Source organism: Chitinophaga costaii (assembly GCF_900094705.1).
In the GTDB taxonomy this organism is placed as follows: Bacteria; Bacteroidota; Bacteroidia; order Chitinophagales; family Chitinophagaceae; genus Chitinophaga; species Chitinophaga costaii.
Genome location: NZ_FMAR01000023.1, coordinates 17,504 through 29,102, shown reverse-complemented (window position 1 = coordinate 29,102; position 11,599 = coordinate 17,504). Strand labels below are relative to the sequence as shown.

Genomic DNA, 11,599 nt, shown 5'->3' with positions numbered 1-11,599 from the left:
GATTTTGTGACAATCGATTTTTAAGCGGTAACCCTTATTGACAAAGGGATCCCTCTGTTTTTTACCCAATTTTAGTCGGACAATAATGATTTTTTTTATTAGTATAAACATACCTGAGGATAAAAGAAATTATTATCAATGTATGGTTTTCGTTAATGACTCTTTGTACGTTAATAAGCGTTTTGATTCTCTGCCTTACCTATCAATAGGTTCTCCTGTAAAAATTATTTTTTTTAAGCTAAGCGCTGATGTAAGCATACCAGCCCGTTTTTTGGATACCTTAACTACCGATACGTTTTTCCCCAAATCTGATATGGCAAATAGCAGTAAAATTGACATTGTTTTTAATGACTCACTATTTAATTACCAGGTTTTTAATAATGACATCCTGAAAATAACAAAGGGGAAGTTTAAAATTTTTCGATCCAAAGGAAGGCCAATGGCCAATCATTGATATAAATGGAATATATGATTATGATAGGAATTGGAAGGAACAAAGGATTAAGTTCGAAATACCCGCATCATCCTGGCTAAACACCATATGATCGGTCTTACAGGTTGCGCCCACCTGTGGGCCGGCAATGAATGCAGTTGTTTTCATCTATTGTGTAAAAATGGTACCGGGTGTAATTATTCTATAGTGCCGGTAAAATCATAAGTGCCGGTATTTACAGACACGGTAGATTTTCCCGGTACATACACCGTCGCCTGAATGCCTTTAGGAATGACGACGTGCATTTTTATTTCCTTACCGTTCAAGGTCCAGTTGGATACAATATCACCATAGGTCGATGGATAGCGGGCCTTTACCCAGGTAAGGCCACCACCGGGGTGGGGGCGTATGACCAGCTGGCGGTATCCTGGTTGAGTAAGATCAATACCGGCCACCTCCCGGTACAACCAATCTCCCACCGCGCCATAGGCATAATGATTAAACGACACCTCCTGCAAAGTACTATCCGGCCGTTGTGCGTCCCATTTTTCCCAAATGGTAGTGGCCCCCATCTTCACCGGATACAGCCAGGAAGGGCTGGTATCCTGGTTCAGTAATGTAAAAGCCAGGTCGCTATATCCATGATCAGACAATGCAAATAAGAGGTAGGGTGTTCCCAGGAAACCGGTGGCAAGATGGTTGTTCCGGGCTGCTACCAATGCGGCCAGCTCCGCGGCGGCTGTAGGTTGCAGGCTGTCTGGCAGCATATTAAACTGCAACGCCAGTACATAGGCCGTTTGCGTCGGCGCAATTGTTACTTTTCCATCTTCCCCGATATAATGCGCCAGGAAGGCCTTCTTTATCTGTGACAACTGGTCTTCGTAATAGGCGATGTCTGCCGTATTTCCCAGCGTCCTGGCGGCAAGAATGACCAGTTGGATAGAGTAGGCCCAGTAACATTGGTCGATAAACGGAAGTGAGGTAGAATCTGCCGGCGCCATCCAGTCGCCAAATCCGCCGCTGGTCCAAAGGGTGTCGTGGCTTTTGCTGCGGATATGATCTACCCAGGCCTTCATGCCGGGATAGTGCCGTTGTAACACGGCCGTATCGTTATACACCAGGAAGTGCTGCCAGGGCAGGATAGTGGCTGCATCGCCCCAACCCGCCACTATCCTGGGGGGGCGGACATGTGCCTGGGCATATACATCTGGCACTACCAGGGGCATGGAGCCATCGGCCCCCTGTGCAACCGCCATATCTTCCATCCACTTTTCAAAAAAGGATTTTATGTTGTAATTGAAAGCTGCCGTCCGGAAAAATACCTGTGCATCTGCCGTCCAGCCCAATCGCTCACTGCGCTGCGGGCAGTCTGTAGGTACATCCAGGAAATTGCTTCTAAGGCTCCAAATGATATTGTGTTGCAATTGGTTCAGTAAAGGATTGGAGCAACTAAAGCTGCCGGCCGGCTGAATGTCGGAATATAAAGCCTCCGCCCTGAAGTCTTCCGGTTTCACCACACAGCCCTTCACCTTTACATACCGGAATCCATGCCAGGTAAAATGAGGGGCAAAAACCGTTGCATGATCATCCTTCAAAATATAACGATCGGTGGCCTGTGCCGCACGGAGATTTTTGGTGTATAAATTGCCGCTTTTATCCAGCATTTCCGCATGTTCCAGGGTAATCGTATCACCCGCATGCCCCTTCACTTTAAAGCGTACCCAGCCAGCAAGATTTTGCCCGAAGTCAATGACCTGTTCTCCCAGCGGGGTATTCAACACCTTCACCGGTGCAATGGATGCATGTATCTTCACCGGGGGGGCCACCGTAGGAATTAATACCTCCTTGGAATAATTGCCCACCACCACGCCCGTCCAGTTGATCGTTTGTATGCGGGCATCATCTGTTTCTCCATTGTAAATGTCGGCATATACAATAGGGCCACTACCACTGCGCCAACTGGTGTCCGACACGATCTCGGCATGGCTGCCATCTACATAAGTAATATCCAGTTGGAAAATAAGTCCCGCATCCTTCCCATATAAGTTCTTCGTCTGGCGATTGCCAAAAGCCCCGCGATACCAGCCCTCTCCAATGGTAACCTGTATATGGTTCTTACCTTTTTTCAATAACTTTTTTATATCATACTGCTGGTATTGAATGCGGCTATCATAGTTCGTAAACCCAGGGGTGAACCAGGCATCACCCACTCTTTTATCATTGAGGTAGGCTTCGTACAATCCATGCGCGCTAATGCTTACAGTAGCCGAGGCAATACGCTGTGAAGATTCGAAATCCTTCATAAACACCGGGCAGGCCCGCCTGTTCTGGTTTTCCGCATACCCGGGATTGATCCAGGATGCATGTGTGAAAAGGAGTTCCTGTCCCACCACCTTACTACCCACCAAACTACATACAGCCAAAAACAAACAGGAAGTGAAATAAAAACGAAGTAACATAGCAGGATTGAAATTGATTAGCGCGCAAAAAGTACATTTTCCACCTTTGCCATTCGTTAATTTTTAGTTATGGCAAAAAAATACGATCACCTGCTAAAATAATACTTCCCCCGCTCGCCCGTTGTAAATATATGGCTACCTACTGCACCCTCCCTGCACACATTTTTACTACATCACTATCCATCCCACCACCTACATCGCCAAGTCCATCATCACCACAAACAATCAGGCCCCACCACCCAAAAAACTAAATCACCGCCCCCTAATAATTTTAATATTTTTGTAAGCCAACACCCCCCATCATTAATAATTAATAATTCATCATTCATCATTCATAATTCATCATTAATAATTCATAATTCATAATTCATAATTCATAATTCATAATTCATAATTCATAATTCATAATTCATAATTCATAATTCATAATTAATATGAAGCGTTTATCCATACTCGCCTTATCCCTGCTCTCCACCTACGCCTTCGCCCAGCAGGGGGGTGGCTTTAACGGGATAGAAAGCAACCTGCAAAACCTCTTCCGCGTATCCGATGCCAAAAGCCGCTCCATCAGCCCGGAGAACTTCAACGGGGCCAAAGGCGGCGGGGGCATGGCCACCACCGGCACGGGCGCAGGCGCTTCGCGTGAGCTGGGCAGGGGCTGGAAAGTGAGCCCCAGTGTAGTGATCAAGGCACACACCACCTACACCGTTGCCGAGATCGATGGCCCTGGTTCTCTGCAACATATCTGGATGACACCCACTGGCAACTGGCGCTTTTCTATATTCCGTTTTTACTGGGACGATGAAACTACGCCTTCCGTGGAAGTGCCGGTAGGCGACTTTTTCGGCATGGGCTGGAACCAGTATGCGCCTTTGCAGTCGGCTGCCGTATGCGTAAACCCGGGGAGTGCTTTTAACTGTTACTGGCCCATGCCTTTCCGCAAAAAATGCCGCATCACCATGGAAAATATAGACGATCAGGATATGGTGTTGTATTACCAGGTAGACTACCTGCTCACCAAAGTGCCTGATGACGCCGCCTATTTTCACGCCCAGTTCCGCCGGGTAAATCCATTGCCTTATAAACAAAATTATGTGCTGGTAGACAGTATTCAGGGCAAAGGCCAGTACGTGGGTACTTACATGGCCTATGGTGCGCATAAAAATGGCTGGTGGGGCGAAGGGGAGATCAAATTCTATATGGATGGTGATACGGAATATCCCACCATATGCGGTACCGGTACCGAAGATTATTTCTGCGGCTCCTACGATTTCGACACCCGCACCACCAACGCTGCCGGCGTACAGGACTTGCAGTACACCCCTTACTCCAACGCCTATACGGGATTGCCCCAGGTGATAAAGGGGGATGGACATTATAACGTAGCCCAGCGTTTTGGCTTATACCGCTGGCACATCACCGACCCTGTACGTTTTGAAAAAAGCCTGAAGGTTACCCTGCAAGACCTGGGCTGGCGCGCAGGAGGCCGCTACCTGCCGCTGCAAGACGACATTGCCACCACCGTGTTCTGGTATCAGCAGGGGCCACATGGACCATTCCCCCGGCTACCCTCCAAAGATGAACTGGAAATTAATTAGCAATAGATGACCGAGGGGGCTAGGCATTCGGGAGGCATAATATTTATATTATATTATTTATTAATATGTATGTTGGCACAAAGAAGTACCGGCGGCACTAGCCCCTGCATAGTTATAAAATCAAACATCTATGCAACACCAGGGCAAGTAGTAGCGCTGATAAACGCTTATCTTTAATTGAATGTTTCACACGTATTCTATTTTCCTGCGTAAAGCGCTTTTTGTCTTGGTACTATTACTGATAGGCCCGCCCATGTGGTTGTGCGCGCAATCGCCTGTGTTTATGCTGCGTGCAGATAGCTTAGCCCAATATCCCCAGGGCTATCCCCTGCACCACCAGAACTGGGCGTTGAACCAGTTGCGAACCCTGCATCCTAATTTTGGGGTAAGAACGGCCCCGCCGGAATGGAAAGGATCGGGCAGGTTTACCTGTCGGTTTTTGGTAGACAGCAGCCTGCGTGGGCGGTTGCTGGCATTGCGCATTAACCATGATGGTGCATCGGTGATTTACCTGGACGGGCGCGAGATAGGCCGCATTGGGCAGATGGATGCCGGCCAGCAGTTGCGCGTTCCACAACGTTCGCCCTGGAACCTCTTCCCCTTTACCATCAACGACATGCAGCCGCATGAACTGCAACTATTGTATGCCAATAACAAAGCCTATTTCCCGGAGTTTACAGGGTTTCAGGTATGGGTAGATACTTACGAACACCTTTCCGCTACGCAGCTACAGCGGCTGCAATACAATGATGGATTGTTATTCAGCGTAGGGGCACAGGTAGCCCTGGTGTTTTTGCACATTTTCCTGTATATATTTTATCCCTGGCAGCGGCTTAATTTATATTACAGCATTTTTGTGGGTTTGTGTGCCGCCACCTTATACCTGCGCTATTTTGTGGCCAATACACTAAGCCCGCCCTATCAGTATCTGGCTGCCACTGTTTTTGATATAGCCATGATCTTGGCCATTTTTTTTGCCGCTGTATTGCTTTACAGTGTCAGTTATGGCAAGCTGCCCCTTCGCCGCATATGGGTATTGGGCATTATCGGGGTGCTGGTACTGGTTTATTATTTAGGCAACTTCCCCGAACTACCAGTTGAACCGACGGACTTATATTTTTTAATAGCAATTGCAGATGGGTTATGGGCCCTTGTGCGCGCGATCCGGCGCGGGGCAAAAAAAATGTGGCTCATAGGAGCGGGGATGTTCATAGTAGCTTTGTTTTTTTTCGGGGTAGGTGCCGATTTGCTGGGGTGGATGCATGGAGATGTTGCCCGCATTAACCAGTGGATGAGTATTGGTCTGCTGGCATTCCCGCTCACCTTTTCCATTTACCTGGCGCTGGATTTTGCAGATACCAACCGTAATCTTCGCCTGCGCCTGGAGGAAGTAGGGGCGCTTTCTGAGCGCAGTCGCCAGCAGGAAGCCGAAAAGCTATCCCTCATTACCGAGCAGGCGCGCCACCTGGAAATAACCGTGGCCGAGCGCACCCGTGAAGTGCGGGAACAGGCCGAGCAATTGCGCGAAATGGATGAGGTGAAATCCCGATTCGTAGTGAATCTCACGCACGAACTGCGCACGCCCTTATCATTGATCATGGGGCCGGCAGAACAGCTCTATACCTACGCCACTACGCCGGAAGAAAAAAAGAACGCAGCCCTCATTACCAGTAACGCCGAAAAGCTGCTCCGCCTCATTAACCAACTGTTAGACCTGAGCAAGCTGGAAGCTGGTAAAATGGAATTAAAAAAAGAACCCACGGATATTATCCAGCTCATACAAAAAACAATTGCAGCATTTGATGGGTTATCTGTACAAACCCAGGTGGATATACGGTTTAGCAGTGAGGAGGTATCGATCGTTACCCTGACCGATGCCGGTAAGCTGGAAATGATCCTGCATAACCTGCTTTCTAACGCTGTAAAATTTAGCCCCGCACATAGCCGCGTGCTGTTGAGCGCCCGGATGGAATGGGAAGCCGGGCAGTCCTTCCTGCATATCAGCGTATACGATAAAGGCATGGGCATTCCGGCCCACCAGTTGCCTTATGTGTTCGATCGCTTTTACCAGGCAGACGCCTCCGACCGGCGCAGTCACGAAGGCAGCGGTGTGGGGCTGGCCCTGACCAAAGAACTGGTGGACTTGCTGGGCGGCAATATCACAATACAAAGTCAGCCCGGATGGGGTACAGCAGTAAAGGTGATGCTGCCGCTGGAAAATATTAGTTATGAACCTTCTCTACCCGACGCCCAGTTGCGGGAAGAGGTGGGCGAACTGCCCGTGGTGCTGGTTATCGAAGACCACCGTGAGCTACGCGACTTTATTGCCCGCCTGCTGTCGGGTATGTTCCGGGTAATTACTGCGGCTGCCGGCACTGAAGGGCTGGTAGCCGCTACTCAGCAAATACCCGACCTCGTGATTACCGATCTGATGATGCCTGGCATGGATGGCTACCAGGTATGTGCCCAACTGAAGGAGCAAACGCTTACCAGCCACATACCGGTAATCATGCTCACTGCAAAAACAGCCGTGGAAAGTAAAACAGATGGCTGGCGCGCCGGAGCAGACGGATACCTTACTAAACCCTTTCACCAAAAGGAATTACTTGCCCTGGCCGAAAACCTCATTGCCGGTCGCAAACGTCTTTTTGAACAATACCAGCGGGAAGACGCCTGGGCCACCGCTCGCGAAGCACTGCCTTCCAGGGAGCAGCTGTTTATAGACCAGGTGAGAAACGTAATTGAGGCACACCTGGCAGACGATCAATTTAATGTAGACCTCCTGGCCCAGGCGGTGAACCTGAGCCGGGCCCAGTTGCACCGCAAATTAAAAGGCAGCATTGGCCAGTCGCCTGGCGATCTCATCCGGGTGGTAAGGCTGCAACATGCGTTACAGCTTTTAAAGGCCGGCACTGCCACGGTGTCGGAAATTGCTTACGAGGTTGGGTTCAATAGCCCGGCCAGTTTTTCTACCAGCTTTTCCGCCCACTTCGGTTATCCCCCCAGTGCCGCCAGGAAGTAATGCAGCGAAATCGAAATACATTGCAACGGCATCAAACGTATTTATGCCAACGACGCGCTTACTTTGTCTGAAATAATTGTCGCATGAAAAAAATGCTGATCGGCAGTGTGCTGGCCCTGGCCGCCGGCCTTTATGCCTTCACCGAAGCCCCGCATACCTTACAGGGCCGTTGGGAAAATGTAACCTCAACCAAAGACGGAACATACCGCTTCCTCGCCGTATTCCGGGCAGACGATACCTATGATGGCTTTATGAATGGGAAAGCATTTCTCACCGGCAAGTACCATTTCCAAAACGATACCCTTACCCTCAGCGACCACATTTGCCAGGAAGGATATACCGGAACTTACTTCGTTCAGTTCGTAACGCCGGATTCGCTGGTATTCCGCCTCATTAACGACACCTGCTCCATTCGCCGGGAAGGTACGGATGGTGTGACTTTTAAAAGATTGCCCGTTAAACCTTAAACGAAAAGGGCATGAAAAAGACAGGGGTCATTTTGTTGATCGGTGTTGGGTGGATGATCGCTGCATTCACCCATGAAACGCCGCTACCGGGTAGCACCGCTGCACTGGGTAGGAAATTATTTTTTGACCCCATTCTTTCCCGCACTTATACCATTAGTTGCGCCTCCTGCCACCAGCCGGCACATGCCTTTGCAGATACTTCTGCGGTAAGCACCGGCATTTTTAACCGCAAAGGAAAACGGAATACGCCATCGGCCATGAATACCCGTTTGCAGGTAAGTTTTTTTTGGGACGGGCGGGCCTCCACACTGGAAGAGCAGGCGCTCATCCCCATTGCCAATCCTGATGAAATGGGACTCCCGGTGGATGAGGCGGTGGCACGCCTGCAAAAAAATAAGTATTACCGTACTGCTTTTAAACAGTTGTTTCATGAAAATCCTTCCCGCGAAAACCTGGCGAAAGCGCTCGCCGGTTTTGAGCGCACGCTCGAAACCAATGATACGCCCTTTGACGACTGGCGCCTGCATGAAAACGAAGCGGCAGTAAGCGCCGCCGCTAAACGGGGTTTTGCCTTATTCAATGGGAAAGCCGAATGCATTAAATGTCATTTCGGACCAGATTTTAATAATGTAGAATTTCGCAGCATTGGTCTTTTTGACGGCAAACAACTAAACGATAGCGGGCGCGCCGCCATTACCCACCGTGCCACAGACCTGGGCAAATTTAAGATCGGCTCCCTGCGCAATATTGCACAAACAGCACCCTACATGCACAACGGTATGTTTAAAACCCTGGCGGAGGTGATCGATTATTATAATGATCCGGATAAAGTAGTTCCACATTCCATTAACCGCGATACCCTGCTGCAAAAACCATTAAGCCTCACAAACCGCGAAAAACAGGACCTGGAAGCATTTCTGCGCACCCTGAGCGGTAAGGAGATGTAGCTGTAGGGAAGGCGGTGTATTGTCAAGGAGGGAGGACGTTGTTTGAAATGGGTAGGATAAAGGCTAACTTGGAGTTGTAGTGGGCTTAGGGAAAGGAGAAGAGAGAGCTGCCTGCCAAGTTTTGTTTCTCCACTATATTTGCAATTAAGACAACATTAACTCATTTTACTTTCCAGACAAAACATATTTAGATTATCCATTCTTTAGGATGTTTGTTATTACTAGATAATATAAAATTCCTTCCACGCATCGCTCTTTTTCTTAAACGAGGAAGGGCCAGCCAGGAGGCCAGCCCATTACCATCGTTCTCTATTACAAACACTTACTGCGGGGTAAACTTAAAGGAGTGAATAATGATCTCTACCGCGGTAGCATTGCTGGGTGCAGCGCCCTGGTACAGCCATAGGTTCATGTGTATGGGCATGGCCAGCGTACTGATAGAATTGGGCGGATTGGCGCAGGTAACGCTGGTGATCTGGTTAGTATTGTCGTCATAAAAGCCTCCCAGTTCCTGGAAATACACCGAAGTAGCGCTGGTACGTTTAAATCGCTGGGTGGTGTAGGTGCCGCCCAGGGAGCTGCTGTAAGTGCTGTGCCAGTAGGCGCTGCTGCTCACCGTTTGTGCGGGGTACACCGTAAAATTGGTGTTGGGATTGGAGGCCACCCCCCACTTGGCATATTCAATATCCATCTCATCACGGCCATCGGTGCCGGAATAGTTAAAAAGACCAAACACTACGTTTTTGTCCAGTTGGTCAATGGCACCATCTACCCACCACTGGTAGGTGCCGTAGCCAAAGCTTTGTGTGCTGGTTACCTCGGCGCAGTACCAGTTGCTGCCCGATTTGGTAAGCTTGAGGTGCAGGTAGCCATTGGCGTCTACATAGGCATTGGTATCGCTCCAATAATTGGGGCCTGGGCCGGCGGTGCTGGTGCCGGAACTTTTCACCGTCCAGGTATAGCCGCTAAACGTAAGGGTTACCGCCCGGGGTGCTGTGCTGCCAGTATCTGTGGCTGTAAGGTTTTTTTTACAGGCTGCCAATGGCAGGAGGGCGAGTAGCAGGCAATGAATTTTTTTCATAAAAACCAGGTTGATGGGTGGAGAAAAAATAAATACACCTGGCCTGCAAAGTGTGCAGCGGCGATGTTCCCTACGAAAGTACAAGCGTCTGTGGCGGGAGGCTTTCCTATAGTCCGTGATTTCGGTAAGTCGGTACATTCCTGTTTCCCGCTCTTTTGTTTACCAGGGAAATGCATGATCTTTAAAGCACTAAAAAAGTGCAGGCATGGAAGCATTATTACAACAGCACCCTTCCGGTAAAGTGGTTTGGTTATACGGTTTATCCGGCGCGGGCAAGAGTACGCTGGCGAACTTACTCAAAGTACAGTTGCAAGAAGCCGGCTACCCGGCCGTAATATTAGATGGCGACCGCTTGCGCGGCGGTATGAACCGCGACCTTTCGTTTTCCGTGGAAGACCGGGCGGAGAATGTGCGCCGCACCGCCGAAATGGCTTGCGTGTTGGCAGAGCAGGACATCATCAGCATCTGTGCGCTGATCACTCCTTTAACGGCGCACCGGCAACTGGCCCGTGCCATTGCAGGGCCGGCCTATATGGAAGTGTTGGTAGATTGCAGCCTGGAAGAATGCCGCCGCCGCGATGTGAAAGGGTTGTACTGTCTTTCAGAACAGCAGAAGTTAAAACAGTTTACCGGCGTAGATGCTGCCTTTGAGCCAGACTATCAATCGGACCTGGTGATTAACACCGCCCTCACTACACCGGCAGCAGCCAGCGATCAATTATTCCGTTTTGTAAAGGCCCGCCTGGGCGCTTGCTGGACGGTGGCGCCCGGCGTTATGCCTTACAAATAAAACTACCGTTGCGCAGGTTGGATTTGTTGTACAGAAACGGTTGTCCGTCTGGTGTGGTAAGGGAGCCGCCTGCGGCGGTTACAATGGCCTGGCCGGCAGCCGTATCCCACTCCATAGTGGGGCCATGGCGGTAGTAAAGTTGTGCGCTGCCATCGGCCACCAGGCAAAATTTCAGTGCGCTGCCGGCAGCCATAAATTCCGTGACGCCATATTGTGCCTGCACCGCCGTTTCTTCCGGGGCGCTGTGCGTACGGCTGCCCACTGCTACCATAGGACTACTGCGTTTTATCACCTGTAATCTTTCTGCCGTGTTGCTTTCCGGATACCAGCGAAAGCTGCCTATGCCGGTACCGCCTATCCATAACCGCTCGCCTACGGGTTGGTAAATTAATCCCAAGATGGGGGTATGTCCTTGTATCAAGGCTATGTTCACAGTAAATTCTCCATTCCTTTTTATAAATTCCTTGGTACCGTCCAGCGGGTCTACGCACCAGAATAGGGGCCAATGTTGCCGTACGCTGTAGGCCACATCGCTGCCTTCTTCCGACAAGATGGGAATGCCCGGTGTATAAGCGGCCAGCGCTTGTATGATACTGGCATGGGAAGCCGCATCTGCCGCGGTAAGCGGCGACTGGTCTTCTTTCAACGTTACCTGCATGGTTTCGGGTGCGCGGTAGATATACAAAATGGCCTGGCCGGCTTGCTGGGCCATATGCAGCAGGGGGGCCAGTTCCAGCGTTTGTGCTGTGCCGGGAATAGTGAAAATAAGTGGAAGCAGATTGGAATGCATGTTTCAAAAATA

General features: G+C 49.9%; 8 protein-coding genes. 5 read left to right on the top strand and 3 right to left on the bottom strand.

Features of this window, described 5'->3' with window-relative positions:
• Positions 1 to 630 precede the first annotated feature (630 nt).
• A complete protein-coding gene (locus GA0116948_RS20060) occupies positions 631 to 2,892 on the bottom strand; it encodes an alpha-L-rhamnosidase (protein ID WP_089715566.1) in 2,262 nt (753 codons plus the stop codon).
• Positions 2,893 to 3,326: 434 nt separating this feature from the next.
• Here GA0116948_RS20060 and GA0116948_RS20055 point away from each other — a divergent pair, with 434 nt between their 5' ends.
• The 4 genes from GA0116948_RS20055 (at position 3,327) to GA0116948_RS20040 (ending at position 8,926) form a co-directional block, all read left to right on the top strand.
• A complete protein-coding gene (locus tag GA0116948_RS20055; RefSeq protein WP_089715564.1) occupies positions 3,327 to 4,490 on the top strand; it encodes a glycoside hydrolase family 172 protein in 1,164 nt (387 codons plus the stop codon).
• Positions 4,491 to 4,671: 181 nt separating this feature from the next.
• Entirely contained in the window at positions 4,672 to 7,512 is a 2,841-nt protein-coding gene (locus tag GA0116948_RS20050; protein WP_089715562.1) for a response regulator, read from the top strand.
• Positions 7,513 to 7,595: 83 nt separating this feature from the next.
• Positions 7,596 to 7,979 carry a hypothetical protein gene (locus GA0116948_RS20045; protein WP_089715561.1) on the top strand — a complete coding sequence of 128 codons (384 nt, stop codon included), beginning with the start codon at positions 7,596 to 7,598 and terminating at the stop codon, positions 7,977 to 7,979.
• Between the two features lie 11 nt (positions 7,980 to 7,990).
• The gene (locus GA0116948_RS20040; protein ID WP_089715559.1) at positions 7,991 to 8,926 is read left to right on the top strand and encodes a cytochrome-c peroxidase; all 936 of its coding nucleotides are present in this window, start codon (positions 7,991 to 7,993) and stop codon (positions 8,924 to 8,926) included.
• Positions 8,927 to 9,248: 322 nt separating this feature from the next.
• Here GA0116948_RS20040 and GA0116948_RS20035 read toward each other — a convergent pair whose 3' ends face one another.
• Positions 9,249 to 10,007, bottom strand: a complete 759-nt coding sequence (locus GA0116948_RS20035; protein WP_089715557.1) for a LamG domain-containing protein — start codon at positions 10,005 to 10,007, stop codon at positions 9,249 to 9,251.
• Positions 10,008 to 10,212: 205 nt separating this feature from the next.
• Between GA0116948_RS20035 and cysC the strand changes: the two genes are divergently transcribed.
• A complete protein-coding gene (gene cysC / locus GA0116948_RS20025) occupies positions 10,213 to 10,797 on the top strand; it encodes an adenylyl-sulfate kinase (RefSeq protein WP_089715553.1) in 585 nt (194 codons plus the stop codon).
• On the opposite strand, the gene cysQ is transcribed toward cysC, so the two are convergent.
• Entirely contained in the window at positions 10,781 to 11,587 is an 807-nt protein-coding gene (gene cysQ / locus GA0116948_RS20020) for a 3'(2'),5'-bisphosphate nucleotidase CysQ (RefSeq protein WP_089715552.1), read from the bottom strand. The two genes, cysC and cysQ, sit on opposite strands and share 17 nt — an antisense overlap.
• Positions 11,588 to 11,599: the final 12 nt, after the last annotated feature.